Below are 25,681 nucleotides of genomic sequence, written 5' to 3'. Positions count from 1 at the left end.
AGGAGGCCGGGCCCTCCGCGTGCTCGCACCAGCGCGGCAAAGGATCCTCTGTTACGGCCGACACGCCGCCGGTCCTTCCAGCCGGTACGACCGGCGGCGGGTGTCTCTTCGAGCCGTCAGTCGGCGTCGGGCGCCCGCCAGATACGGCTCTGCAGATCGGTGCCGCGGATGACTTGGACGCGCCACGGGGTCAGCCGTAGCACGTGCAGCTTCGGGTCGGCGGGGCTGCGCCAGAAGTTGCCGAGGGGGTATCCGACTCCGGTCGGGCTGGTCCGCTCGTACAGCTGCCACACGTAGTGCTTGGTCTCGATGTCGTCCACCCACTCAGTGACCGTGTCGATCGCCACGGCGTTCTGCCGAGGACTCCAGTACGAGAACGTGGCGTGCGGGTTGGTGGCCAGGTGTGCCGCCTTGACCGGCGTCTTGTACGTCGCCAGCCAGCCCAGCAGCCGCTCGTCGACCTGTTCCCACACCGCGATCAGCACTCGAGCTCGGGGGCGGCCCTTGACGTCGACCGTGGTCATGGTGGCGTAGCCGATGTCCCGCAGGTAGGCGTTGAACTGGCTTTCGATCATCGAGAACGTGGCAACCCTGATCGCCATCGCTGCTCCTCCTGCTCAGACCAATGTGCGGGCTGCTGCCGGCGTCGGCACCCGAGGCGTCGGTGCCTTCCGGCGCAGACCGAACGCCGTTATGAGCGCGGCGAGGACGGCAGCAGCCGCCGGCAGCACCAGGCCACTGCGGATTGCCTCCAGGCTGATGCCTTCCCCGTCCTGCGCGCTGCCCGTGGCCAGGCTCACCGCGGTTACCGCGGAAATGCCGAGCGCCATACCGAACTGCATCGAGGTGTAGAGCAGGCCACCGGCCAGGCCGTGCTCCCGTTCGTCGATGCCATCGGTGGCTGCCATGGTCAGGGGGCCGTAGGACAGCGAGAAGGCCAGGCCCAGCAGGAGCATGCTCGGCAGCATCGCCGCGTAGGCCCAATCCGGCGCGACCGGCAGGAACAGCGTGTAAGCCAGCGCGGCGGAGACGATGCCGCCGAAGAGGATCCGCACGTTTCCGAACCGGTTGACCAGCCACGGCGTCAGGGTCGGGGCGAGGATGGTGTCGATGCCAACGACGAGCATCGCCAGACCCGTCTGCAGGGCGGTCCAGCCCCGCAACTCCTGCAGGTAGAGCGTCACCATGAACTGGAACCCGGCGAAGCTGACCATGAACAGCAGCGCAGCCAGGTTGGTCCGCACCAACGGAGCCGACTTCAGGATGCCGAGCCGGACAAGCGGGCTGGCCGAGCGCCGCTCGATCAGGGCGAAGACTCCCAGAACAACCAGGCCTGCGGCGAGGAACGCCACGGTCGTCCCAAGCCCCTCCCCACCGTGCTCCAGCCGGACCACACCGTAGGCGAGCAGCAGCATGGCGGCCGTGACGCTGAGGGCACCGGCGAAATCGAAGCCCTGCACTTCCGGGGTCTCCTGCACGTCATCCTTCAGCAGCGGCACCGCGGCCAGCAGAATCACCGCGGCGAGAATTACCGGAGCGAAGAACACCCACCGCCAGCCGGCCGAGACCAGCAGGCCACCAGCGACCAAGCCGAGGGAGAAGCCACCGGCGGCGGTGCCGGCGTACACCCCCAGCGCCCTGTTGCGCTGCGGGCCCTCGGGGAAGTTGCTGGTCACCAGGGCCAGCCCGGCGGGGGCCATGAACGCAGCCGCCACTCCGGTGACGAAGCGCGCCGCCAGCAGCATCCAGCCCTCGGTGGCGAAACCACCCAGCCCAGAGAAGATCAGGAAGACCACCAGCCACAGCAGGAACATCCGCCGCCGGCCGAGCAGGTCGGCCGCTCGCCCGCCCAGCAGCATGAAGCCCCCGTACCCGAGCACGTAGGAGCTCACCACCCCGCTGAGCACCCCGGTCGACAGCCCGAGATCCTCCCTGATGGCCGGCAGCGCGACATTCAGCATCGCCACGTCGATCCCCTCGAGGAAGATCGCCCCGCACAACACGAACAACACACCCCACGCCCGCACACCCATTCGGCTGCTCGACGTAGACATCGCGACTCCTCTCGGAGGGCGTATCACCCTCCGGTTCTCCTGGTGCATGTTGGTTCCTTCTTGTTACCGACAGCATCGTCAGGCACCATCAACAGGCATGGAAGACGGAACTTTCCGGTCCCTCGGTGACTGCGGAGATACCGACGCCGACTACGACGTCCTCCAGTGGGACACCCGCGAGGACTGTGAGGTGCGCCAGATCCTCGACCGGATCGCCGACAAGTGGTCACTGCTCGTCATCGCCCTGCTGGACCGACGCAGCCTGCGCTTCACCGAGCTACGGCGCATGATCGACGGCATCAGCCAGCGAATGCTCGCCCGCACCCTGCGGCACCTGGAACGTGACGGGCTGGTGAGTCGGACGGTGCACCCGACGGTTCCACCCCGCGTTGACTACGAGCTGACCGCACTCGGCACCACCCTGCACAAGACAATCCGGGCACTGGTGACGTGGACCGAGACGCACCAGAACGAAATTGCCACCGCGCGAGCGGCCTATGACCAGCGCGCTGCCGCGGAACAGGCCCGAGCCGAACGCGAGGCAGCCGAACGAGATGCCATCGCCCGGGAAGTCCTCGCGGGCCGTCGGTGACCCCCAACCGCGCGCTAGCGTTGCTCAGGTGACTGCGCCAAACCAGGTTTCCCCGGTCCCGCCCGCCGACCTGCCCGGCACGCTCGGCGCGTTGCGGGCGGCCGGCCACCACTACCGCACGGTCAAGCAGGAGATCCGCGACAACCTCCTCGCCCGGATGCGCTCCGGGGAGGAGCGCTTCCCGGGCATCGTGGGCTACCAGGACACGGTGCTGCCGGAGGTCGAGCGGGCCCTGCTCGCCGGCCACGACATGGTGCTGCTCGGCGAGCGGGGCCAGGGCAAGACCCGGCTGATCCGGTCGCTCGGCGCGCTGCTCGACGAGTGGACCCCGGTCATTCCCGGCTCGGTGCTCAACGAGCACCCGATGCACCCGCTCACCCCGGCCGCCCGCGCCCTCGTCGCGGAGCGCGGCGACGAGCTGCCGATCGGCTGGCTGCACCGCTCGATGCGGTACGGCGAGAAGCTGGCCACGCCGGACACCAGCGTCGGCGACCTGATCGGGGACGTGGACCCGATCCGGATCGCCCAGGGGCGTACGCTCGGCGACCCGGAGACCATCCACTTCGGACTGGTGCCGCGCACCAACCGGGGCATCTTCGCCGTCAACGAGCTGCCCGACCTGGCCGAACGGATCCAGGTGGCGCTGCTGAACGTGCTGGAGGAGCGGGACATCCAGGTCCGCGGCTACCAGCTGCGCCTGCCGCTCGACCTGCTGCTGGTGGCCAGCGCCAACCCGGAGGACTACACCAACCGGGGCCGGATCATCACCCCGCTGAAGGACCGGTTCGGCGCGGAGATCCGTACCCACTACCCGGCCGACCTGGAGCTGGAGCTGGCGCTGATCCGGCAGGAGGCCGACTTGGTCGCCGAGGTGCCGGAGCACGTGCTGGAGGTGCTCGCCCGGTTCGCCCGCGCGGTGCGGGAGTCGCCGTCGGTGGACCCGCGCTCCGGGGTGTCCGCGCGGTTCGCGATCGCCGCCGCGGAGACCGTCGCAGCGGCCGCGCTGCGCCGCGCCGGCCTGCTCGCCGCTCCGGCGGCCGGCGGCGCCGCGTCCGGGGCCGGCGACCCCGTGGTACGTCCCGAGGCGCCGGTGGCCCGGGTCGGCGACGCGGTCTCGGTGACCTCCACCCTGCGCGGCAAGGTCGAGTTCGAGAGCGGCGAGGAGGGGCGGGAGATCGAGATCCTGGCCCACCTGCTGCGCACCGCCACCGCCGAGACGTTCCGGGGCCGCCTGGCCGGGTTGGACCTGTCCGGGTTCACCGCGCTGGTCGCCGAGGGTGAGGTGATCGAGACCGGCGAGCTGGTCTCCTCCGCCGAGCTGCTGCGCCAGGTCGGCACCGTGCCGGGGCTGGCCAAGGTGCTCGACCGGCTGGGCCTGGGCGACGCGCCCAGCCCGGAGGAGGCGGCCGCCGGGATCGAGTTCGTGCTGGAAGGGCTGCACCTGACCCGCCGGTTGGGCAAGGACGTCACCGACTCCGGGCGCACCGTCTACGGCGGCCGGGACTGAGCATGGCCGGCAACCGGTTCCGGTACGGGCAGTGGCGCGGCGGGCCCGACCCGCTCGCCCCGCCGTACGACGTGCGGGCCGCGGTGGACGCGGTCGGCGCGGAGGTGCTGGGCGGCGGCAGCCTGCGGGAGGCGCTGCGGGATCTGCTGCGGCGCGGCCCGCAGGGGCGCGGCGGCCTGGACGAGTTGGCCGCCCGGGCCCGGCGGCTGCGCCGCGAGGCGCTGCGCCGGGGCGACCTGGACGGGGCGGTGACCCGGGCGCGGGCGCTGCTCGACCAGGCCCTGGCAGCCGAGCGGGAGGAGCTGCGCGGCCGGGACGGCGACGACGCCCGCTTCGCCGAGGCGGTGCTGGACAACCTGCCCCGCTCGACCGCCCGCGCCGTGGAGGAGCTGTCCGGGTACGACTGGGCCAGCGACGAGGCGCGGGCCACGTACCAGCGGATCCTGGACGGGTTGCGCGGCGAGGTGCTGGAGCAGCGCTTCGCCGGGCTGCGGGACGCGGCGCGGGCCGCCGCGGACCCGGCCGCCCAGCGGCAGCTCGCCGAGATGATGCGCGACCTCAACGACCTGCTCGCCCGGCACGCCCGGTCCGAGGACACCACCGACGCGTTCGCCGAGTTCATGCGCCGGCACGGCGAGTTCTTCCCGGAACGGCCGAAGGACGTCGACGAGCTGATCGACGTGCTGGCCCGCCGGGCGGCGGCCGGGGAGCGGCTGATGCGGTCGCTGTCGGATCGGCAGCGGGAGGAGCTGGCCGGGCTGATGCGCCAGTCCCTCGGCGAGCGGCTGGCCGGGGAGCTGGCGCAGTTGGACGCGCAGCTGCGGGCGCTGCGCCCGGACCTGAACTGGCAGCGCGGCGAGCGGATCCGGGGCGACCGGCCGCTCGGCTACGGCGAGGCGGCCGGGGCGCTCGGTGAGCTCGCCGAGTTGGACGAGCTGCTGGACCAGCTCGACCAGGACCAGCCGGGCGCCACCCTGGACGACGTCGATGTCGACGCGGTGGCGCGGACGCTGGGCCGGGACGCGGCCGACGACGTACGCCGGCTGCGGGAGCTGGAGCGGGAGCTGCGCCGGCAGGGCTGGGTGACTCGGGACGCGGAGGGGTTGACGCTGAGCCCGAAGGCGTTGCGCCGGCTGGCCGGCACGGCCCTGCGGCGGGTCTTCGCCGATCTGACGGCCGGCCCGCGCGGCCAGCACGACCTGCGCTCGGCGGGCGCGGCCGGCGAGGTCAGCGGCGCCTCCCGGCCGTGGGAGTACGGCGACGAGCAGCCCCTCGACGTGGTGCGCACGCTGACCCGTGCGGTACGCCGGGCCGGTCCGGGCGTGCCGGTGCAGCTCGCGGTCGACGACTTCGAGGTGGTGGAGACGGAGCGGCGGGCGTCGGCGGCGGTGGCGCTCTGCGTCGACCTGTCGTACTCGATGATCTCCCAGGGGCGTTGGGGGCCGATGAAGCAGACGGCGTTGGCGCTGTCGCATCTGGTGGCGACCCGGTTCCCGCAGGACGCGCTGCAGATCATCGGGTTCGGGCGGGAGGCGCTGCCGCTGACCCAGCAGGAGTTGGCGGCGGTGGAGCCGGATCTGCAGCAGGGCACCAATTTGCAGCACGCGCTGCGGCTGGCCGGCCGGCATCTGCGCCGGCACCCCGGCGCCGAGCCGGTGGTGCTGGTGGTGACCGACGGTGAGCCGACCGCCCACCTCGACCCGGACGACGGGGAGGCGTACTTCCACTGGCCGCCGCTGCCGGAGACGATCGAGGCGACCATCCGGGAGGTGGACCGGCTCACCCGCTACGGCGCGACGCTGAATCTGTTCATGCTCGGCGACGATGCGGGTCTGCGCCGGTTCGTCGACGCGGTAGCCCGCCGGTCCCGGGGCCGGATGTTCACCCCCGATCTCGACGATCTCGGCGAGTACGTGGTCTCCGACTACCTGCGCGCCCGCCACGGCCGCCGCTGACCGGTCGCCGGCTCCCGTCGGGTCGGCCGGCGGGTCCCTCGTTAGCCCGCTGTCGAGCTGATGTCGGGAACGACTCGCGGTCTGCGATCGGGTGGCCCGCCACGGGTGTATGGAGCATCGTCGGGTCGGCGTGTCCGGACAATCCTGAGATCAGGCGGTGGCTCGGGGTGGTCGGCGCTCGGTCGTGGGGCCCGGCTCCCGGGCCTGGTCCGGGTTGCCGGCCCGTCGCCGTGCCCGGCGACCGCGGGCGAGCTCGGTCTCCAGGGCGTCGAGGGGCTGGGCGAAGGGGTCCGCGAAGCGCGCGAGCCACTCCTGGGCCACGGCGACTCCGGCGCTGTCGACGCCGTAGATGCGGCGGGTGCCCTCGGCGCGTACGGTCACCAGCCCGGCCTCGCGCAGGACGCGGAGGTGCTGGGAGGCGGCCGGCTGGGAGATCCCGAACTGTGCGTGCAGCGCGTCCGCGATCGCGCCCGCCGGCCGCTCGCCGAGGCTCAGCAGCTCGAGGATCCGGCGGCGCACGGGATCGCCGAGCGCGTCGAAGACGGCACCCGCCATCAGCCCTCCGGTGCCTCCTCCGGCGCGGTCGTGTAGAACGCGACGGTACGCGCCGCGGCGGCGCGGGCCTGCTCCGGGTCGTCGTCGTCGCCGATCGCGGCCTGGGCCCAGCCTTCGCCGGCGAGCCGGACGAATCGGGTGCCGTCGGGGCTGAGCGGCCAGGCGGCCCCCTCGGCCGGGTCGAGGGCGGCGCCGGCCAGGTGCTGGCCGAGGCCCAGCAGCGCGAGGTCCCAGCCGATGCCGACCGCCCCCGGGCCGAACTGCGCCCACAGGTCGGGGTCGACGTGCGCCTCGTGGACCAGTTCCAGCGTCGTGCCGCCGTCGGCCTCGCCGAGGTGGACCTGCACCCACGAGACCTGGCCGTTGAACTCCCAGGTCACCGCGAAGCTCTCCGGTTCGGCGCAGCGCTCCACGACGCCGCTGGCGTTGCCCTCGAGCTGGTATTGGCCGCCGACGACCAGGTCGCCGCTGATCGGAAGGAACCAGCGCGGGATCCGCTCGGCGTTGGTGAGCGCGTCCCACACGTCGGGGCGTTCGGCGGCGTACCGGCGGCGGGCTATGGCGATCTTGGTGGGTCGGCCGTCGCGGGTGCCGCCGCGGATTTCGCGGGCCACCAGACCGGCGGCGTGGACGGGGTCACTGGTGAGCGTCAAGACTCCTCCTTCATAAGTTTTGGCTTATATTAGCCCGGTCGATCGGGTGGGTAAACCCCGGCCTCGTCCGGGTGAACCCGGCGGGGTAGCCGCGGCGCTGCCGTCCGTAGGCGGGGTTGGATGCGGGCATGGACGACGTGGACGCCGCGCAGCTGCGGCGCGCGTACGAGACGGTGCTCGCGGAGGTGGACGCCGGCGGGTTCGGGCCGCCCGAGGACGGGGAGCTGAGCGCCGAGCAGATCGTCGCCCACCTGGCCGCCAACGACGAGCTGATGAGCGAGGCGACCGAGGCGGTGCTGGCCGGTTCGCCGTTCGCGTACTACGACCTGGAGACCATCCACCGCCCGCAGCTCGACGCGCTGGTCTCCGAGTGCGGCGGGCTGGACGGGCTGGCCGCGCTGCTCCGGGCGACCAGCCAGAAGTTGTGCACCCTCGCCGAACGCCTCGGCCCGGCCGCGGAGACCCCGGTGGAGACGGTGCTGCGGGAGGGCTTCGACCTGGACGTGGCCGACTCGCTGCCCTGGGGCCGCACCCTGGACCTGCACACCCGCGTCCACCTGCCGATGCACCTGGCCCAGCTCCGCGCCCTGCGCCGCCAGCCACACCTGGCCTGAGCGAAGACGAGCCGGTGGCGTGGGCGATGCCCGGCGAAGCTCCTGGGTGAGACGCGCTCCCCGAGGCCCTGCCGGTGCGGCAGCGGGGATCAGGAGACGCGGTGGAAGGTGCGGCGGTAGGCCGTGGGGGCGACGCCGACCCGCTGGTGGAAATGCTGGCGCAGGGCGGCGGTGGTGCCGAAGCCGGCGTGCCGGGCGATCTGGTCGACGCTCAGGTCGGTGGTCTCCAGCAGCAGCCGGGCGTGATCGGTGCGCTGCTGGAGCAGCCACTGCGCCGGGCTGAGTCCGGTCTCCGAGCGGAAGTGCCGGGTGAAGGTGCGCACGCTCATCCGGGCGTGCGCGGCCAGGTCGCGCAGCGCCACCGGCTCGTGCAGCCGTTGCCGGGCCCACTCCCGGGTGGCCGCGGTGCCGGTCTCCGCCGCTCGGGGGACCGGGCGCTCGATGTACTGGGCCTGGCCGCCGTCCCGCCACGGCGGCACCACGCAGCGCCGGGCGGACCGGTTCGCCACCTCGCTGCCGTGGTCGGTGCGGATCACGTGCAGGCACAGGTCGAGGCCGGCGGCCACCCCGGCCGAGGTGAGCACCCGGCCGGAGTCGATGAACAGCACGTCCGGGTCGAGGTCCACGGCCGGGTGCAGCCGGCGGAAGCGGTCCGCGTACGCCCAGTGGGTGGTGGCCCGGAGGCCGTCGAGCAGGCCGGCGGCGGCCAGCACGAACGCGCCGGTGCAGATCGACATGATGCGCGCGCCACGCTCGTGGGCGGCCCGCAGCGCCGCCGTCACCTCGGCGGCCAGCGTCCCGTCCGCCAGCGGCGGGCCGCCGTGGATGCCGGGGACGATCACCGTGTCGGCGGCGTCGAGCAGCTCCAGCCCGTGATCGGGGACGACCTGGAACCCGGCGGTGCTGCGGACCGGGCCACCGCCGGGGGCGCAGGCGTCGACGGTGTAGAGCTGCTGGAAGTCGTCGGTACGGGCGGTGCCGAAGACCTGGGACGGGGTGCCCAGGTCCAGGCCGACCACCTGGTCGAGGGCGAGCACGGCGATCCGGTGCGGAACGACAACCATGGCCCGATTATTGCGCACGATGGCTTTCCGGCCACTCGTCGTGCGGTCCGCCCACCCCGAGACTCGGAGCGTGACCCGTTCCCGCCGTCTTCACCCGGCCTGGGCCGTCGCCGCCGTCGCCTTCGTGGCGCTGGTCGGCGCGGCCGGTTTCCGCGCCACGCCCGGGGTGCTGCTGCACCCGCTGCACGCCGAGTTCGGCTGGCCCCTCGCGACGATCTCCGCCGCCGTCTCGGTCAACCTGATGCTCTACGGGCTGACCGCCCCGTTCGCCGCCGCGCTGATGGACCGGTTCGGCATCCGCCGCGTGGTGGCCGGCGCGCTGGTGCTGGTGGCCCTCGGCAGCGGGCTGACCGTCATGATGAGTGCGAGCTGGCAGCTCATCCTCTGCTGGGGCGTCCTGGTCGGGCTGGGCACCGGATCGATGGCGCTGGCCTTCGTGGCCACGGTCACCGGGCGCTGGTTCGTCCGCCGGCGAGGGCTGGTCACCGGCGTGCTCACCGCGGGCGGGGCGACCGGGCAGCTGGTCTTCCTCCCGCTGATCGCCGTGCTGGTCCGCGACCACGGCTGGCGGGTGGCGGCGCTGGTCGTCGCCGGGGCGGCGCTGGCGGTCGTACCCCTGGTGGTGTGGCTGCTGCGCGAACACCCGGCGGATCTCGGCCTGCCCGCCTACGGCGCCAACGAGGTGCTGCCCCCCGCCCCGCCGGCCCGCGGGGCGGCGGCCCGGGCGATCGGCGCGCTCACCGCCGCCGCGCGAACCCGACCGTTCTGGCTGCTCGCCGGCGGCTTCGCGATCTGCGGCGCGACCACCAACGGCCTCGTCGGCACCCACTTCGTGCCGGCGGCGCACGACCACGGCATGCCGGAGACCACCGCCGCCGGCCTGCTCGCCCTGGTCGGGATCTTCGACATCGCCGGCACGGTGGCCTCCGGCTGGCTCACCGACCGGATGGACAGCCGGCTGCTGCTCGGCGCCTACTACGCGCTGCGCGGCGCGTCGCTGCTGGTGCTTCCGGGCCTCTTCGCCGACACCGCGCAGCCCAGCATGCTGGTCTTCATCGTCTTCTACGGGCTGGACTGGGTGGCCACCGTGCCGCCGACCGTGGCACTGTGCCGGGAATACTTCGGCGCGTCCGGCGCGGTCGTCTTCGGCTGGGTGTTCGCCGCCCACCAGATCGGCGCCGCGGTGGCGGCGACCGGCGCCGGACTGGTCCGCGACCAGCTCGGCGACTACGCCCTCGCCTGGTACGCGGCCGGCGCGCTGTCGATCGGGGCGGCCGGGCTGTCGTTGCTGCTGCGCCGACGACAACCGGTGCCCGTGCCGGTCGCGGTGCCGGTGGCCGCCGCGCCCCGCGCGTGGAGCTACCGGGGCTGACGCCGGCGACCTGGCGATGTCCCCGTCCGCCGGCCGGGCCGCCGAGGCCCGCCCGTGTCATCGGCGACCTGGCGATGTCCGCGGCGGCCGGACACCGCCACATCGGCGACCCACCCCCGGGGCTACCCGATCGCCCACTGCTGCTCGGGCGCGCCGCCGCACGGGGCCTGTTCCAGCGCGCTGCCCGCGTCGCTACCGGCGTCGTGGACCTGCGCGCACTTGCCGCTGTGCACGGCCACCAGCAGCACGGCGCCGCCGGCCGCCGGTGCGAGCCGCCACTGCTGGTTGGCCTGCCCGTTGCAGGACCACTGCACCACCTTCGCGCCGTCGTCGGCGCTCTGCCCGTAGACGTCCAGACACTTGCCGCTCGCCGCGTTGACCAGGGTGAACACGTCGGCGGCGACCGGGGTCGCCACCCACTGCTGCTCCGGGCCGCCGGTGCAATCGGCCAGCGCCGCCTGCGCGCCCTCCGGTTCGTCACCGGTCACCCCGACGCAGCGCCCGGAGGGGACGCCACGGAACACCTTCGGTCCGGCCGCGGGGGCCGGGGGCGCCGGCGCGGCCGTCGGCGACGGCGGGGCGGCCGTGGTGGGCGCGGCCGTGGTGGGCGTGGCCTCCGTGGTGGGCGCGGCCGGACTCGACTCGCTCGCCGTGGGGGTCGGCACGGCCGCCGTGGACACCGGCTGGTCGCCGCCGCCGAGCACCCCGGTGGCGAGGAACGCCCCCAGGAGGACGCCGACCACGGCAACGCCCAGCGCGATCCGCATCAGCGGGTCCTGCGGCAGGCGGAGACGGGCCAGACGGCGGGCGCCGTAGACGGTGCCGGGCGGGTCGGTGCGGGGCGCGGACATGGGGGCATCCTGACCCACGGCGAGCATCGATGGCGAGCCGGCCCGGTGCGGGCGTGACTCAGTCGACGACCTGGACGTCCTTCCAGAACGCGACCCGGTCGCGCACCATCTCCGCCTCCGGCTTCGGGTCGGGGTAGTACCAGACGGCGTCCGCGCTGGTCCGGCCCGCCTGTTCGAGGGTGTAGTACGACGCGGTGCCCTTCCACGGGCAGAACGTGTGGGTGGCCGAGTCGCGGATCAGGTCCTCGCGCAGCGCGGCGCGGGGGAAGTAGTGGTTTCCTTCGACCACCACCGTGTCGTCGCTCTCCGCAATGACCAGGTCGTTCCAGACAGCTTTCGGCATGCTGTCCACGGTAGGCCGTCGGGCGGACCTTGACGACTTCGAGGCAGGCGAAGTCGGGGCGGCTGGCCGGCGGGCCCTGACGCTGCCGGTCAGCGGGCCGGTTCCGGGTCGGTCACGTCGGCGACCGTCGCGTCGAGCGTGGCGAGGGCCGCGTCGGCGTCGACGGCCACGGCCACCCCGTGCTCGCCCGCGCCGAGGGTGATCTCCCGGCCGCGCAGCCGCTCGTCGGCGACCACCGGCCAGGCGGTGGTCGAGCCGAACGGCGTGATGGTGCCGCGCTCGTAGCCGGTGGCCGCCCGGGCCGCCTCGGCGTCAGGCATGGACATCCGGCTCACCCCGAGCAGGGCGCGCAGCTTGGGCCAGGAGACGACCCGGTCGCCGGGGGTGAGCACGAACAGATGGTCGTCCTCGCCCCGGCGTACCACGATGGTCTTGACCACGTCGGGGACCGCGACGCCGCGCGCCCGGGCGGCCTCGGCGAGGCTGCGGACCGGGCCGTGCCGGATCACCCGGTACGGCAGTCCGGCGGCGTCGAGGGCGGCGATCGCGGGGGACGGCATGCCCGCCACGGTAACCCGCCCGCCGACCGGTGGATGCGAAAAGGCCATGGTGGACAGCCCGCCAAGCTGGCGGAGCAGGCGTAATGTGATCTCATGCGTGCTCAGCGTGTGGATCATCCCGTTGACCATGAGCAAGCGGTGGACACGCTGCGGCGGTCGTACGCCGCGGTGCCCCCCGGCGAGACCGTGCGGCTGGCCAAACGCACCTCGAACCTGTTCCGGCCGAGATCGGCGCCCGGCGCTCCGGGCCTGGACGTGAGCGGCCTGACCGGGGTGATCGCCGTCGACCCGACCGCCCGGACGGCCGACGTGCAGGGCATGTGCACCTATGAGGACCTGGTCGACGCCACCCTGCCTTACCGGCTGATGCCGCTGGTGGTGCCGCAGTTGCGCACCATCACCCTGGGCGGGGCGGTGACCGGGCTGGGCATCGAGTCCACCTCGTTCCGCAACGGGCTGCCGCACGAGTCGGTGTACGAGATGGACATCCTCACCGGCGCGGGCGACATCGTCACCGCCCGGCCCGAGGGGGAGCACGCCGAGTTGTTCCGGGCCTTTCCCAACTCGCTGGGCAGCCTCGGCTACGCCACCCGGCTGCGCATCGAGCTGCAGCCGGTACGCCGGTGGGTGGCCCTGCGCAACATCCGGTTCACCCGGCTGGAGGAGTTGACCGACGCGATCGGCGAGGTGATCGCCAAGGGATCCTGGGAGGGCGACCCCGTCGACGGGATGGACGCGGTGATGTTCAGCCCCGGCGAGGCGTACCTGATGCTCGCCACGTTCACCGACGAGCCGGGGGGACGGCCCAGCGACTACACCGGCCAGGAGATCTACTACCGGTCGTTGCAGCGGCGCACCCGGGACGTGCTGACCACGTACGACTACCTGTGGCGCTGGGACACCGACTGGTTCTGGTGTTCGGCGGCGTTTGGGGTGCAGCATCCGGTGGTCCGTCGGCTGTGGCCGCAGCGTTACCGCCGCAGTGACTTCTATCACCGGATCGTGCGGTTGGAGCACCGGTACCAGGTGGCCACCCGGGTCGACCGCTGGCGGGGCAACCCGGCCCGGGAGCGGGTGGTGCAGGACGTGGAGATCCCGCTCGACCGCACCGCCGACTTCCTGCGCTGGTTCGCCCGGACGGTCAGGATGACGCCGGTCTGGCTCTGCCCGCTGCGGCTGCGCGAGCCGGCCGGCCCCGGCTCCGCCCGGGCCTGGCCGCTGTATCCCCTGCAACCGGGCGAGACCTACGTGAACATCGGCTTCTGGGGCAGCGTGCCGATCGCCGAGGGCGCGGCCGACGGCGACGTCAACCGGGAGATCGAGCGCAAGGTGTCGGAGGTGGGCGGGCACAAGTCGCTCTACTCCGACGCGTACTACGACCGGGAGGCGTTCCACCGGCTCTACGGCGGGGAGACCTGGCGCGCCGCGAAGGACCGCTACGACCCGGAACACCGGCTGACCGGACTGTACGAGAAGGCGGTAGCGAGACAATGAGCCTGACCGACCGTGAACAGGGGGCGGCGAGCACCCCGGGCAACCCGCCGGCGGGTGGCCGCCGCGGCGCACCGACCGTGGCGGACGTGATCCGCACGGTCACCACCGGCGACCTGCCGATCCGCATCACCGGCTACGACGGCAGCGCCGTCGGCCCGGCCGATGCCGGGATCACCGTGACGATCCGCACCCCGCGCGGGTTGTCCTACCTGCTCACCGCACCCGGCGACCTGGGCATGGCCCGGGCGTACGTGAGCGGTGACCTGGGGCTGGAGGGTGTGCACCCGGGCGACCCGTACGAGGCGTTCAAGGTGCTCAAGGACGAGGTGCGCCTGCGGTTGCCGGCGGTGGGCGAGGGGCTGGCCCTGGTGAAGGGGCTGGGCTGGGAGCGGCTGATGCCGCCGCCGCCCCCGCCGCAGGAGGCCGCGCCGCGCTGGAAGCGGGTGATGTCCGGGCTGCGGCACTCGCGCGGCCGGGACAGCGAGGCGATCTCGCACCACTACGACGTCTCGAACGCCTTCTATGAGAAGGTGCTCGGTCCGTCGATGACGTACACCTGCGCGGTCTTCCGCAGCCCCGGCGACACGCTGGAGGAGGCGCAGCGCGCCAAGTACGACCTGGTCGCCGGGAAGCTGGCACTCAAGCCGGGGATGCGGCTGCTCGACGTCGGGTGCGGCTGGGGCGGCATGGTCCGGCACGCGGCCCGGGAGTACGGCGTCAAGGCGCTCGGGGTGACCCTGTCGAGGGCCCAGGCGGAGTGGGCGCAGGCGGCGATCGAGCGGGAGGGGCTGGGTGAGCTGGCCGAGGTGCGGCACCTGGACTACCGGGACGCGCCGCGGGAGCAGTTCGACGCCGTCTCCTCGATCGGGCTGACCGAGCACATCGGGGTGCGCAACTACCCGGCGTACTTCGGGGCGCTCAAGGAGCGGTTGAAGCCGGGGGGCCGGCTGCTCAACCACTGCATCACCCGCGCGGACAACCGCGCCCCGCACCGCTCCGGCGCCTTCATCGACCGGTACGTCTTCCCGGACGGTGAGCTGGCCGGGCCCGGTCGGCTGGTCAGCGAGATTCACGACGCCGGGCTGGAGGTGCACCACGAGGAGAACCTGCGGCAGCACTACGCGCTGACGCTGGCCGGCTGGTGCCGCAATCTGGTCGAGCACTGGGACTTCTGCGTCGGGGAGGTGGGCCTGGGCACCGCCCGGGTGTGGGGGTTGTACATGGCCGGCTCCCGGCTGGCCTTCGAGCGGAACGACATCCAGTTGCACCAGGTGCTGGCCACCCACAACGGCCCGCAGGGCGTGAACGGCTACCCGCTGCGCCCCGACTGGACGCCCTGACCTCATCGGTTCAGCGAAAGGCCGCGCGGTTCGCGCGGCCTTTCGTCGTCTGGGCCGTTCCGGAGATTGCTCGGGTCGGCCAATCAACCTTCGGGCCCCACCCGTCGTCCTTGGTGGCGACGAAAGGAGAGCCGGTGCGGCGGAAGAAACGCTTCGAGGGGCTGGACGTCCTCGTCGCCGAACGCGGCAGTGCCCTACTCGCGACGGCGGTGCTGCTGACCGGTAGCCGGGCCGCCGGGGAGGACCTGGTGCAGGCGGCGCTGGAGCGGCTGATGCGGAACTGGAGCCGGGTGCACAGCGACAAGGAGGGATACCTGCGTCGCACGCTGTACCACCTCGCGGTCGACCGGTGGCGGTTGCGCCGGCGCCGGCCGGAGGTGCTGACCGAGATCGAGCCGCCGGGCCAGGCCGACGGTACCGAGACCCTGCACCTCCGGCAGGCCCTCATCCAGGCGCTGGCCCTGCTGCCGCCCCGGCAGCGGGCCGTGCTGGTGCTCCGCTACTGGGAGCAGCTCAGCGAAGCAGAAGCCGCCGAGGTGCTCGGCTGCTCGGTCGGCACCGTCAAGTCGACCGCCTCCCGAGGGCTGGCCCGGCTACGTGAGCTCACGGCCCACTGGGTTCTCGAAGACGCAGGATTGAACGGAGCAGGCAGATGACCACTGATCTTGAAGATCGGTTGATCGACGGCATGCGGGACGAGGTCGCCGGGCTGGCGTTCACCCGTGACGTGCTGGGGGACGCCACCCGCCGCCACCAGCGGCGCAACGCCCTGCACCGCACCGCGTACGCGGCCGGGGTGGTCGGGGTGACCGGGGCGGTTGCCGTGGCCCTGACCGTCGGCACCGGTGCTCCCGGCGGCCTGAGAGGCGCGCCCGGGCCGGTCGCCGAGCGGCCCGCGACCGCGGCGAGCCCGGAGTCGCCGCGGATGCGGCTGGCCGCCGCCGCGGCGGCCAGCGAGAACATCAGTTACCGGGTGAAGTTCACCACCACCAACAAGGACAAGGTCCCGCCGAGGGGCGAGTTGCCCGAGCCGGTGGCCAGGACCTGGGTGACGAAGGGCGCGTTCGATCCGGCGACCGCCACCGGCTACCTGGAGTCGCCGAACACCGGGCTGCGGCCGCCCATGTCGATCGGCTGGCTGCAGGAGCGCCTGGTCGATGGCGTCCGATACGTCGGCGGCCTGGACGGCGCCGACCCCGACAGCGGAAAGATCGTGTGGGCTCGGTATCCGGAGGGCAGGCAGACGAGCTTGAACTACGACGACGCGCTGGGCGGCGGGCTGGGCACCTCGGCGGATCCGCAGCAGCTGTTCCGGATGCTGCGGCAGGCCGACGCCAAGGTGTCCCAGAATCCCGGCGGTGGCTACCACTTCGAGGTCACGACGCAGGATTCGACCCAGGGGATCGCCGCCGACAGGCTGGTCGGTGACGTGACGATCGGCGCAGACGGCCGGATCAAGACGGTGGCGTACGACCGCGCGGTGCGGTGGAACGCCCGGGGCCCGGAACACACCTACCACCTGCACGTGCTGATGGAACTCTCCGATTACGGCCTGCCGGTGAAGGTCGAGGCGCCAGCCAACGCCCTGGTCATCGGCAAGTAGGGGCGAAAGGCCGCGCCCACGCGCGGCCTTTTGTCGAACCTATTGACAAAGAAGTTTTGTACGTACAAACTGATTTTGCCATGAGAGACGTCCTGTACCTGGAAGAGCGCGAGCAGGCCGAAGCCCTGCTCAAGCCGCAGCGCATCGAAGTGCTGCGGCACCTCGCCGAGCCCCGCACCTGCACCGAGGTCGCCGGTCTGCTGGGCCAGACGCCGCAGCGCGTCTACTACCACGTCAAGCAGCTGGTCGCGGCCGGGCTGGCCGAGCAGGTGTCCGAGCGCCGGGTGCGCGGCATCCCCGAGGGCATCTACCAGGCCGTCGCCCGGTCGTACTGGCTGTCACCCCGCCTCGTCGGACGCATCGGTGGGACGCGCCGGGCACAGGACGAGCTGAGCCTGGGCTACCTGCTCGACCTGATGGAAGAGGTCCAGGCCGACATCGCCGCCCTCGACCGCACCGCGCCCGAGCTGCCGTCCATCGGCGTCTCCGGCGAGATCCGGGTGCCGGCCGAGCGGCGCCAGGAATTCCTGCACGACCTGCAGTCGACGCTGCAGGACCTGTTCACCCGTTACGGCGGCACCGAGGGAGACGCCTTCAAGCTCGCCGTGGCCTGCTACCCGAAGGGCGAAAACAATGACTGATCTGCTGACCATCCGAGTCCGGCTCGCCGCACCGGCCGACCGCGTGTGGCGCGCGCTGACCGACCCCGCCGAGCTGCGCGTCTGGTTCGCCGAGCACGCCGAGGTCGAGCTGCCGCAGCGGTACGCGTTCTGGGGCCGCTTCACGCCGGAAGGCGACGTCCCGCAGCAGCGACTGCTGCACGCCGACGACCACACCCTGCGCTTCGCCTGGCTGCTCGGCGGCGTGGAGACCACCAGCGAGATCGAGCTGGCGCCGCAGGGCGAGCACACCGAGCTGACCCTGCGGCAGAGCCACTTCGTCTTCAGCGAGGCGCTCGACGGCAGCACCATCCGGGGCGTGCTGCAAACCTGGTGGAGCCTGGCGCTGGCCAACCTCAACGCCCACCTGGAGGGGCGCCCACTGCTGCCCCGCACCGACTTCACCTCGGCCGACCTGCGCGGCGAACTGGTGATCGACGCCCCGATGGACCGGGTGTGGACCTCGCTGACCGACTCCGAGCAGGCCAGCGCCTGGTTCGGGTTCCCGATCGGCATCGAGCCCTGGGTCGGCGGCCGCTACGCCATGGGCGGCTTCGAGGCCGGATACGCGGCCAAGGTGGTCGACCTGACGCCGGGCCGCAAGATGTCCGTCGACTGGGGACCGACCGGCGTCAGCACCTGGGAGCTGGCCGAGTCCGGCGGGAAGACCAAGCTGACCTTCGTGCAGAGCGGCTTCGACGAGAGCAACCCCCCGTACGCGGCGTGGAGCGGGTCGGTGTCCGGGCTGTCGGAGCTGCGCCGCTTCCACGAGGTGCCGGACTGGCAGCCGATCTGGCTCGGCGAGGAACAGCCGGCGGGCAGCGCGGCCAGCTGACCACCGGCCAACTCCGGAAAACGCGGGGACCCGGGCAGACGACGTCTGCCCGGGTCCCCGGTGCGGTTACTACCGGACCGGCTGGCCCGGAGCCACGTTCAGGACCAACAGCTGGCCCTTCTCGACCAGCTCCGGGTCCGCGGACTTGGTGTGGTTCTGCACGTCCAGCAGGTACTTGCCCGCACCGAGGAACGGAGCCGGGATGATGCCCGACGACTCCTCGTCAGTGGTGTCGAAGTACGCGCCGCCGGGCAGGAAGCGCTCCGGGTCCTCGTCGATGATCCGGCGCACCGCGCCCGAGGCGATGTCGTACTGGTAGACGCCGGCCAGGTAGCCCTGGTTGCCCGGGTCCTCCTGCATGAGCACCTGCCCGCGGTCGTTGATGGTGATGTTGTCCATCATCTTCGGGCCGCTGGCCTGGTCCGCCGGGCCCTCGAACACCATGGTGAGGGTGCCGCCCTTGGCCGGGTCGGTCACGTCGTCGAACGACAGCCGCCACAGCCGGCTGTGCTTGGTCATGCTGGCCGTGGTGGCGAAGTAGAAGTCGTTCGGGTTGTTCGGGTCCCAGGCGCCGTCCTCGGGCCGGTCGAACGACGTGCCGCCGGTGGACGACAGCGTGAAGGGCAGGGATCCCTTGGTCCACGCCGTGGTGCTGTCCTCCACCGCCATGCCCGGCACGGAGATGGTGTAGCTCTTGCCTCCGGTGAGGCCGGCCTTCTCCACCGGGTTCCCGACGGTCTTCTTGTCACCCACGTAGAGCGTGACCTCGCCCGCCCCGCCGTCGCTGGTGCCCATCGCCACGGTCTTGTCGCCGCTGGCCGGGTTGGCGACGATGTTCTCCCAGCTCCCGGTGCCGAAGGCGGGCAGCTCGTAGGAGTCGCCGGTCTCGACGACGTGGCCGAAGGCGCGGCCGCCGGTCGACTCCTCGCCGTTGGTGAAGATCCGGCCGTCGTAACCCTTGCCGGTGCTCGGGTTGAAGAACGCGGTCCGGGCGGCGAGGTCGGCCGAGCAGAGCCGGTTGAACACCGCGCCCGGCGTGTCGACGTACTGCCCGTTGCGGGACAGGAAGACCTTGCGGATCAGGTCGCTGCCCGACAGCACCCGCAGGGTCTTCTTGTCGATCACCCACTTGGAGACGAAAGCGCCCTTGCCGCCGTGCGCCCGGGCGACCCCGACGGTGTTGGCGAGCTCGTGGTTCATCAGGACGGTGAAGGTGCCGTCACCGTTGTCGTACGCGCCGAGGCCGTCGGGGATGCCGGCCATCCGGTAGCCGCCGACCGAGTCGCCGGTGGTGAGCAGCGACGTCAGCGTGACGCCCGGCGTGTGCCGGACCAGGTACGGCGCGTCGCTGCTGCTCGGGCCGGTCGACCCGCCCGGCGCCGCCGACGCTGCGCTGCCGACGGCCATGACGGCCGCTCCGGCGATGGCGACGGCCGACAGCCGGCGCTTGGAAAAGATGTGCATCGTTGCGTTCCTCCCAGCGGAGTGTCCGCAATCCGCGGACGCGTCGGCGACGCTACGAGCAGGAGGTGAAGCGATCGGCGGTCAATGTTGACGTGCGGGTGAACAACGCGGATGCCGTGCCCGAACAGGGGGCGGCTTGCTGGCTGTTTGTCCAGTTCATCGCCCTCCCGGTCGGACCAGGCCATGCTCGTACGCGTAGACCACGGCCTGCACCCGGGTGCGCAGGTTGAGCTTCATGAGCACCCGCGAGAGGTGGGTCTTGACCGTGGCCTCGCCGAGGAACAGCCGACCCCCGATCTCGGCGTTGGTGAGCCCCTCCGCGACGAGGCGGAGCACGTCGACCTCGCGCACGGTGAGCTGGTCGAGCTCGCGGGAACGGGGGACCGGTTCCGGCTGCGCGGCGAAGCCGCGGATCACCCGCAGGGTGACCGCCGGATCGAGCAGCCCGCGCCCGGCCGCCACCAACCGGACCGCGTCGACGAGTTGCTCCGGCGGCGAGATCTTGAGCAGGAATCCGCTCACGCCCGCCCGGAGCGCCGCCGCCACGTGCTCGTCCTCGTCGAAGGTGGTCAGGATGATGATCTTCGTGTCCGGTGCCGCCGCGAGCAGTCGGCGCGAGGCTTCCAGACCGTCGACGCGCTGCATCCGGATGTCCATCAGCACCACGTCCGGCTGCGTACGGGTGACCAGGTCGACCGCCTGGTCGCCGTCGGACGCCTCGCCCACCACCGTGATGTCGGGCTCGCCGCTGAGCACCATCCGCAGGCCGACCCGGACCATCGCCTCATCGTCGACCAGGACCACCGAAATGTTAATGATCGACCCCCTACCGGCCCGGCATCGCGAAGTGGGCCCGCACCGCGTACCCGCCGTCCGGCAGCGGCCCCGCGTCGAACGACCCGCCGAACAGCGCCACCCGCTCGCGCATCCCCACCAGGCCGTGCCCGCCCCGGCCACGGGGAACCGGAGCCGGCCGAACCTCACCGCGCTCGTTGACGACGGCCACGGAGACCCCGTCCCGGGCGTACGAGATCGTCACCACCGTCGGTACGGAACCGGCGTGGCGCAGCACGTTCGTCATCGCCTCCTGCAGCACCCGGTAGGCCGAGGTGTCGAGGGTGCGGGGCAGGGGCACCGTCTCGCCCTCCACCCGCAGCCGCACCGGCAGGCCCGCCCGCGTCACCTCGGCCAGCAGGGCGTCGGCCCGCTCCAGCGTGGGCTGCGGGGCGGCGGCCCCGGCCGTACCGCTCTCGCGCAGGATGCCCACCAACCCGCGCATCTCCTCCACGGACTGCCGGCCGAGGCGTTCGAGCCCCAACACGATCTCCTGCTGTTCCGGGCGATCCGCGAGCTGCCGGCGTAGCCCACCCAACTGCAACGTCATCACGCTGACCGAGTGGGCGACCGCGTCGTGGACCTCCCGCGCGATGCGCGCCCGCTCCTGTACCACCGCCGCCTGCGCGTTCGCCTCGCGTTCGGCCTCCAACGCCGCGGCCAACTCCGCGAGCTGGGCCGCGCGGGCGGCGTTGGCGCGGGCGAGCAGCCCCAGAAACCAGCCCGGCAGCAGGATCGCCGGGACGAACAGCAGCTCCCACGACGGTTTGCCGGTGACCACCGAGGTGAGGGCGAGCGCGACGGCCCCGGTGCCGAGGGCGAGTGGCGACCGTCGTGGCGGCTCCCGCCAACCGACCCAGCCGACCACACCGATCAGCCCGATCATGGCCGCACCGCCCGGGCCCTTCGCGCCGAGCAGCGCTCCAACCGGGTAGCATCCGGCGGCGAGCAGCGTGCCGGTGAGCGGGAACCACCGCGCCAGGACGATCCCGCCGCCGAGCAGCACGCCCGACACCCAGGTGGCGACCGCGGCGTCCCCGAAGAACGGATCCAGGGTGGTCTCCACGACCGCGAGCACGCCGATCAGCGGCCCCAGGACGAACGGGATGAGGCCGGGATCGCGCAGCTGGGCGAGCGTCATGGTGGCACTGTAGGTCGCCGATCCGCCGCTGCCGTCCGCCGTGCGGAGGACCCCGACCGGCTCCAGGTCCACCGTTCGGTGTGTGCCGTGCGGGCGTACCTCCGCTGGTGAGCGGCCCCGATCAGTGCGCCGCGACGGACGCGCCTGACCACCGCTGCCCGGCATCGTCATCACCCGACACGGCCCGCCACGAGGGCGGCCCGCGACAGGGAGTGACGATGATCAGCAACATCGACAGCGCCGGCCCGACCACCGACCCGACGGACACCCGCGCCGATGCCCGCGGCCGGACGACACTGCGCCGCCTCGGCGCGGGCGCGCTCATCGGCGGCCCGGTCCTCTTCCTCGCCGGAATGCTCACCTGCCCGCCGCAGGCCAGCGAATCGACCGCCGACTACGTGACCTCACTCGCCCGCGACAGCGGGCAGACCCAACTCTCCGCGATCCTGCTGCACTACGGCACGCTGATCAGCGCGCTGGGCCTGCTCGCGGTGCCCGGACTGGTCCGCGGCGCGCGAGGACGGGCAATCACCCTGGTCGGCACGCTGCTCGCCGCCGTCAGCCTGCTCAACATCTCCGGCGCCGTGAAGGACGACTGGTGGCGGATGGAGATCGGCCAGCGCCTGCCGCTGGAGGTCGCCGTCCGGATCTCCGACGCCGTCGACGGCGCCAGCCTCATGCCGCTGTGGCGCGGAACGAGCATGTTCGCCCAACTCGGGCTGCTGCTGATCTGCGTCGGCCTGGCCCGCGCCGGCGTGGTGGGCTGGTGGTTGACGTTCGCGTTCGTGGGCACGTTCGCGGCCGTCATGTTCATCCCGGTGCACCTGACCCTCGTCCTGGGTGCGGTGTTCTCCCTGCTGTTGCTGCCCCTGGTAGTCGCCGGCGTCCGCATCGCCGGACGCGAACGGGGGAGCGTCGCCTGATCGCGGGCCCGGCGCACGTCGGCGGCGAGCCGTAGCGGGCGCCGGACGGCCGGCAAGCCGGAAAAGCGGAAGGCCCCGAGCAGACGCCACGAGTGGCTCGTCTGCCCGGGGCCCGGCGCATTCGCGGATTGGTCTGACGCTGGTCCCGGGTTCAACCCCGGTTCAACCATGGGGCCTAGCGTCCCGCCCATGACACCCCTCGTACGACGCGCCGCCATCGGCCTGACCGCCAGCGCGCTCGCGGTCACGGTCGTGGCGCCCTCGTCCACCGTGGCCAGTGCCGCTCCCCGCGACCAGTTCGGCCGGGCGACCCTCACCGGGTTCGCCGCCCTGCCCGCCGAGACGTTCGTGCCGGCCAGCGAGCCGTCCGGCTCGCTGCTCGGTACCGCACCGATCAACGGCGTCACCCCGCCCTTCGCCGACCAGCCGGTGCAGGGATTCAGCGGAATCCTGCGCAACGCGGACGGAACGTTCGACGCGCTGTCCGACAACGGCTACGGCAACAAGGCCAACAGCGGCGACTTCGTCCTGCGGATCCACCGCATCGTGCCCGACATTTCTACCGGCAAGGTCGACGTGGTCGGCGGGATCAACCTCACCGACCCGAACGCCCTGGTCCCGTTCCCGCTGACCCGCGCCGACCGGGTACTCACCGGCGCCGACTTCGATATCGAGTCGATGGTGCGGGTCGCCGACGGGTCCTACTGGATCGGCGACGAGTTCGGGCCGTACCTGCTGCACGTGGATCGGGTAGGCCGGCTGCTGCAGGCACCGATCCCGCTGCCCGGCGTGCGGGCCCCGGAAAACCCCGCCGGCTCGCCCAACCTCGGCAGCAGCAAGGGCTTCGAGGGCATGGCCCTGTCGCCCGATGGCAGGACGCTGTTCCCGCTGCTCGAGGGAACGGTGGCCGGTGACCCGGCGGGTGCGCTGCGGCTCAACGAGTTCGACCTGGCGGCCGGTGCCTACACCGGCCGGCGGTGGATCTACCAGCTCGACGCGCCCAGCCACGCCATCGGCGACGCGATCAGCGTCGACCAGAACCGGCTGCTCGTCATCGAGCGGGACGGCGCGGAGGGCGACGCGGCCAAGGTCAAGAAGATCTACCTGGCCGACAAGCGCGACCGCGACCGCGACGGACGGCTGGACAAGACCCTCGTGGCCGACCTGCTCGACATCGCCGACCCGCGCCGGCTGGGCGGCTCCGGTGAGACGTTCCGGTTCCCGTTCACGACCATCGAGGACGTGGTGATCCTCGACGACCGGACGCTCGCCGTCCTCAACGACAACAACTTCCCGTTCTCGTCCGGCCGGAACCCCGGCCGGCCCGACAACAACGAGTTCATCACCATCCGCCTCACCGACCGCCTGCACGCCGACCCGCGGGTAGTCCGGTAACCACACGCTCGCGAGAAGGGTGGGCGGTTCGCTGCCCACCCTTTCTGCTCATCCGGGACGGGCGGAAGCGACCGCAGCGGTTCGCCCCCGGCCACGGCACACCGGATTTCCACAGGAAGGGCACAAGTCGGCTTCAGATCTCCGAGCGACGGTGGGTGCATCACCGAGCCGAGGAGAAGTCATGCACCGCGCCGCCCCCACCGTCGCCGTCCTCGGCGACCCCACCCAGGTCACCGGGCTCGCCCGTCAACTGCCGACCGCCTGGCGGGTGCTGCCCGCCCCCAGCATCGACTGCGTGCGGCCCGGCGACCTGGTGCTGCTGATCTGCCCGCAGGTGGACACCATCGGGCCAACCCACCGCCGGTTGCCGGCCGGGTGCACCCTCGCGGTCCTCGTCGACCACGACGCCGCCGCGTCGGCCATCGCCGACATCCTCCAGGCCGGGGCCGACGTCTGCGTACGGGCCGGGTCGACCGCCATCCTGGCCGGCCACCTCGTCGCCTGTCACCGCCGAGCGAGCCGGCCGCCGTCACCGGCGGTCGAGCGGACCGCCGTCCTCGCCGGCACCGAGCGGCTGGCGGTGACCCGATGACCGACACGTTGAACCGCACCGGCGTCGCGCCCACCGCTCCCGCTCCGGCCGGCACGCCGGCACCGGCAACCGCCACCCCGCCTGCCCCGGTCGATCTGCCGACGCCCGCGACAGCCACCCGGCCCAGCTCGGACGGCGGCCCCGGCTCCGGATGGCCGCCCACCGAGCCACCGCGGTCCCCCGGAACCCCGGCCCCACCACCGCACACCACGCCCACGGGCACCCGCCCGTACCGGCGGCGTGGTCGGGTCGTGGCGGCCGGCGTCGCGCTCGTGCTGATGCTGGGCGGCGGCGCGTCCGGCGCGCTGGTCACCGACCGGCTGCTGGCCGACGGCACGACCGCCACCGCGATACGCGTGACCCCGGCCGGCGCCGCGATCGACTCCCTCGCCGGGGTGGTCGCCAGGGTGTCGCCGAGCATCGTCACCGTCACCGCCGCCGCGAACACCGGCACCAGCCTCGGCTCCGGTGTCATCCTCGACGCGGACGGGCTGATTCTGACGAACGCCCACGTGATCGCCTCCGGCGGTCAGCTGAGCGTTCAGCTGTCCGACGGACGTACCGCCCCGGCTGTCCTCGTCGGCCAGGACACCAGCGCGGACATCGCGCTGCTGCGGGCCGACGGCCTCAGCGGGCTGACTGCGGCGACACTCGGCAGCGACTCCGCGCTGACCGTCGGCGACCCGGTGCTGGCCTTCGGCAGCCCGCTCGGCCTGCAGAACACGGTGACCTCGGGGATCGTCTCCGCGCTGAACCGGTCGGTGGACGACCTGAGCGGCCTCATTCAGACCGACGCGGCGATCAACCACGGCAACTCCGGCGGCGCGCTGGTCGACACCGCCGGGCGGGTCGTCGGCATCAACGTCGCCATCGCCACCACCGGCCAGGACGCCGGCAGCATCGGGCTCGGCTTCGCCATCCCGGTCGACATCGTCCGCACAGTGGTCGATCGGCTCACGGCCGGGCACTGACCCGTCCAGTACCCGCCAGCCCCATCTGATCTGTCCCTACAAGGCCGACAGTGCGTTCGGCAGCGGCTCAAGCCCGGCCCGGGCCGGCAGCGGGCTCATACTCGCCTGCGAACCCAGCCGACGATGGCGGTCGCGACGAACAGGATCACCCCGACCACGAACAGCCAGAACAGGCCCTTCACCGCGAGCCCGACGACCACCAGAACCAACCACACCAGCAACAGGGCAACGAGCAGTGCGATCATGGGGCGCTGCGTACCCACGTGTGACCTGTGCAAACCGGGTAGTAAACGGGTGCCGCGAAATCGCC

27 protein-coding genes are annotated in these 25,681 nt (G+C 72.5%); 15 read left to right on the top strand and 12 right to left on the bottom strand.

Going from position 1 to position 25,681, the window contains the following annotated elements:
- Window positions 1–116 precede the first annotated feature (116 nt).
- Both ACGF4F_RS25120 and ACGF4F_RS25115 read right to left on the bottom strand, forming a co-directional pair.
- Window positions 117–602, bottom strand: coding sequence for a pyridoxamine 5'-phosphate oxidase family protein (locus ACGF4F_RS25120; RefSeq protein WP_357436692.1), 486 nt, complete (start codon window positions 600–602; stop codon window positions 117–119).
- Between the two features lie 15 nt (window positions 603–617).
- The gene (locus ACGF4F_RS25115) at window positions 618–2,054 is read right to left on the bottom strand and encodes an MFS transporter (protein ID WP_393080769.1); all 1,437 of its coding nucleotides are present in this window, start codon (window positions 2,052–2,054) and stop codon (window positions 618–620) included.
- A 97-nt stretch (window positions 2,055–2,151) separates the two neighbouring features.
- Between ACGF4F_RS25115 and ACGF4F_RS25110 the strand changes: the two genes are divergently transcribed.
- From ACGF4F_RS25110 to ACGF4F_RS25100, 3 genes are read left to right on the top strand one after another with little or no spacing between them, the layout of a single operon-like run.
- On the top strand, window positions 2,152–2,646 hold the full coding sequence (locus ACGF4F_RS25110; RefSeq protein ID WP_393080766.1) for a winged helix-turn-helix transcriptional regulator: 495 nt from the start codon (window positions 2,152–2,154) through the stop codon (window positions 2,644–2,646).
- A gap of 28 nt (window positions 2,647–2,674) precedes the next feature.
- Window positions 2,675–4,153, top strand: coding sequence for a magnesium chelatase (locus tag ACGF4F_RS25105; protein WP_393080763.1), 1,479 nt, complete (start codon window positions 2,675–2,677; stop codon window positions 4,151–4,153).
- A 2-nt stretch (window positions 4,154–4,155) separates the two neighbouring features.
- Window positions 4,156–6,108 (top strand): VWA domain-containing protein, encoded by a 1,953-nt coding sequence (locus ACGF4F_RS25100; protein WP_393080760.1) that lies wholly within the window; start codon window positions 4,156–4,158, stop codon window positions 6,106–6,108.
- A gap of 150 nt (window positions 6,109–6,258) precedes the next feature.
- Here the strand turns inward: ACGF4F_RS25100 and ACGF4F_RS25095 are convergent, their stop codons facing one another.
- Both ACGF4F_RS25095 and ACGF4F_RS25090 read right to left on the bottom strand, forming a co-directional pair.
- Window positions 6,259–6,663, bottom strand: coding sequence for a metalloregulator ArsR/SmtB family transcription factor (locus ACGF4F_RS25095; RefSeq protein WP_357436707.1), 405 nt, complete (start codon window positions 6,661–6,663; stop codon window positions 6,259–6,261).
- Entirely contained in the window at window positions 6,663–7,316 is a 654-nt protein-coding gene (locus ACGF4F_RS25090) for an SRPBCC family protein (protein WP_393080757.1), read from the bottom strand. Before ACGF4F_RS25090 ends, ACGF4F_RS25095 begins: the two co-directional genes overlap by 1 nt.
- A 137-nt stretch (window positions 7,317–7,453) precedes the next feature.
- Here ACGF4F_RS25090 and ACGF4F_RS25085 point away from each other — a divergent pair, with 137 nt between their 5' ends.
- Window positions 7,454–7,930 (top strand): hypothetical protein, encoded by a 477-nt coding sequence (locus ACGF4F_RS25085; RefSeq protein ID WP_393080973.1) that lies wholly within the window; start codon window positions 7,454–7,456, stop codon window positions 7,928–7,930.
- Between the two features lie 89 nt (window positions 7,931–8,019).
- Here the strand turns inward: ACGF4F_RS25085 and ACGF4F_RS25080 are convergent, their stop codons facing one another.
- Window positions 8,020–8,994, bottom strand: coding sequence for a GlxA family transcriptional regulator (locus tag ACGF4F_RS25080; RefSeq protein WP_393080754.1), 975 nt, complete (start codon window positions 8,992–8,994; stop codon window positions 8,020–8,022).
- A 70-nt stretch (window positions 8,995–9,064) separates the two neighbouring features.
- On the opposite strand from ACGF4F_RS25080, the gene ACGF4F_RS25075 reads away from it, so the two are divergent.
- Window positions 9,065–10,366 (top strand): MFS transporter, encoded by a 1,302-nt coding sequence (locus ACGF4F_RS25075; RefSeq protein WP_393080751.1) that lies wholly within the window; start codon window positions 9,065–9,067, stop codon window positions 10,364–10,366.
- Window positions 10,367–10,488: 122 nt separating this feature from the next.
- On the opposite strand, the gene ACGF4F_RS25070 is transcribed toward ACGF4F_RS25075, so the two are convergent.
- The 3 genes from ACGF4F_RS25070 to ACGF4F_RS25060 form a co-directional block, all read right to left on the bottom strand.
- The gene (locus ACGF4F_RS25070) at window positions 10,489–11,217 is read right to left on the bottom strand and encodes an RICIN domain-containing protein (RefSeq protein WP_393080748.1); all 729 of its coding nucleotides are present in this window, start codon (window positions 11,215–11,217) and stop codon (window positions 10,489–10,491) included.
- Window positions 11,218–11,275: 58 nt separating this feature from the next.
- The gene (locus ACGF4F_RS25065) at window positions 11,276–11,560 is read right to left on the bottom strand and encodes a DUF427 domain-containing protein (protein ID WP_393080745.1); all 285 of its coding nucleotides are present in this window, start codon (window positions 11,558–11,560) and stop codon (window positions 11,276–11,278) included.
- Window positions 11,561–11,649: 89 nt separating this feature from the next.
- Window positions 11,650–12,120: a YbaK/EbsC family protein gene (locus ACGF4F_RS25060; protein WP_357436719.1), complete on the bottom strand. Its 471-nt coding sequence runs from the start codon at window positions 12,118–12,120 to the stop codon at window positions 11,650–11,652.
- 93 nt (window positions 12,121–12,213) lie between these two features.
- Between ACGF4F_RS25060 and ACGF4F_RS25055 the strand changes: the two genes are divergently transcribed.
- The 6 genes from ACGF4F_RS25055 to ACGF4F_RS25030 all read left to right on the top strand — a co-directional run bounded on the left by ACGF4F_RS25055 (window position 12,214) and on the right by ACGF4F_RS25030 (window position 18,051).
- Entirely contained in the window at window positions 12,214–13,614 is a 1,401-nt protein-coding gene (locus tag ACGF4F_RS25055) for an FAD-binding oxidoreductase (protein WP_357436721.1), read from the top strand.
- Entirely contained in the window at window positions 13,611–14,954 is a 1,344-nt protein-coding gene (locus ACGF4F_RS25050; RefSeq protein WP_393080740.1) for a class I SAM-dependent methyltransferase, read from the top strand. The genes ACGF4F_RS25055 and ACGF4F_RS25050 overlap by 4 nt, the downstream gene beginning before the upstream one ends.
- 134 nt (window positions 14,955–15,088) lie before the next feature.
- Window positions 15,089–15,610, top strand: a complete 522-nt coding sequence (locus ACGF4F_RS25045; RefSeq protein WP_393080737.1) for a SigE family RNA polymerase sigma factor — start codon at window positions 15,089–15,091, stop codon at window positions 15,608–15,610.
- Entirely contained in the window at window positions 15,607–16,557 is a 951-nt protein-coding gene (locus tag ACGF4F_RS25040) for a hypothetical protein (RefSeq protein WP_393080734.1), read from the top strand. Before ACGF4F_RS25045 ends, ACGF4F_RS25040 begins: the two co-directional genes overlap by 4 nt.
- A gap of 80 nt (window positions 16,558–16,637) precedes the next feature.
- The gene (locus tag ACGF4F_RS25035) at window positions 16,638–17,198 is read left to right on the top strand and encodes a helix-turn-helix domain-containing protein (RefSeq protein ID WP_393080731.1); all 561 of its coding nucleotides are present in this window, start codon (window positions 16,638–16,640) and stop codon (window positions 17,196–17,198) included.
- On the top strand, window positions 17,191–18,051 hold the full coding sequence (locus ACGF4F_RS25030) for an SRPBCC family protein (protein ID WP_393080728.1): 861 nt from the start codon (window positions 17,191–17,193) through the stop codon (window positions 18,049–18,051). The genes ACGF4F_RS25035 and ACGF4F_RS25030 overlap by 8 nt, the downstream gene beginning before the upstream one ends.
- A gap of 69 nt (window positions 18,052–18,120) precedes the next feature.
- On the opposite strand, the gene ACGF4F_RS25025 is transcribed toward ACGF4F_RS25030, so the two are convergent.
- From ACGF4F_RS25025 to ACGF4F_RS25015, 3 genes are all read right to left on the bottom strand, one after another.
- Window positions 18,121–19,515: a hypothetical protein gene (locus ACGF4F_RS25025; protein WP_393080725.1), complete on the bottom strand. Its 1,395-nt coding sequence runs from the start codon at window positions 19,513–19,515 to the stop codon at window positions 18,121–18,123.
- Between the two features lie 156 nt (window positions 19,516–19,671).
- Window positions 19,672–20,325 (bottom strand): response regulator, encoded by a 654-nt coding sequence (locus tag ACGF4F_RS25020; RefSeq protein ID WP_393080970.1) that lies wholly within the window; start codon window positions 20,323–20,325, stop codon window positions 19,672–19,674.
- 16 nt (window positions 20,326–20,341) lie between these two features.
- Complete coding sequence (locus ACGF4F_RS25015; protein WP_393080722.1) at window positions 20,342–21,490, bottom strand: sensor histidine kinase; 1,149 nt, start codon at window positions 21,488–21,490, stop codon at window positions 20,342–20,344.
- A gap of 218 nt (window positions 21,491–21,708) precedes the next feature.
- On the opposite strand from ACGF4F_RS25015, the gene ACGF4F_RS25010 reads away from it, so the two are divergent.
- From ACGF4F_RS25010 to ACGF4F_RS24995, 4 genes are all read left to right on the top strand, one after another.
- On the top strand, window positions 21,709–22,413 hold the full coding sequence (locus ACGF4F_RS25010; RefSeq protein ID WP_357436744.1) for a hypothetical protein: 705 nt from the start codon (window positions 21,709–21,711) through the stop codon (window positions 22,411–22,413).
- 189 nt (window positions 22,414–22,602) lie between these two features.
- Entirely contained in the window at window positions 22,603–23,808 is a 1,206-nt protein-coding gene (locus ACGF4F_RS25005) for an esterase-like activity of phytase family protein (protein ID WP_357436747.1), read from the top strand.
- A gap of 181 nt (window positions 23,809–23,989) precedes the next feature.
- On the top strand, window positions 23,990–24,400 hold the full coding sequence (locus ACGF4F_RS25000; protein ID WP_357436750.1) for a hypothetical protein: 411 nt from the start codon (window positions 23,990–23,992) through the stop codon (window positions 24,398–24,400).
- Entirely contained in the window at window positions 24,397–25,371 is a 975-nt protein-coding gene (locus tag ACGF4F_RS24995) for a S1C family serine protease (protein WP_393080718.1), read from the top strand. Before ACGF4F_RS25000 ends, ACGF4F_RS24995 begins: the two co-directional genes overlap by 4 nt.
- Before the next feature lie 95 nt (window positions 25,372–25,466).
- On the opposite strand, the gene ACGF4F_RS24990 is transcribed toward ACGF4F_RS24995, so the two are convergent.
- Window positions 25,467–25,616, bottom strand: coding sequence for a hypothetical protein (locus tag ACGF4F_RS24990; RefSeq protein ID WP_357436756.1), 150 nt, complete (start codon window positions 25,614–25,616; stop codon window positions 25,467–25,469).
- Between the last annotated feature and the right edge of the window lie 65 nt (window positions 25,617–25,681).

The organism is Micromonospora sp. NPDC047740 (assembly GCF_043204735.1).
Lineage (GTDB): Bacteria > Actinomycetota > Actinomycetes > Mycobacteriales > Micromonosporaceae > Micromonospora.
Note: the sequence above shows the minus strand (reverse complement) of the source record. Positions and strands in the feature narration are given on the sequence as shown.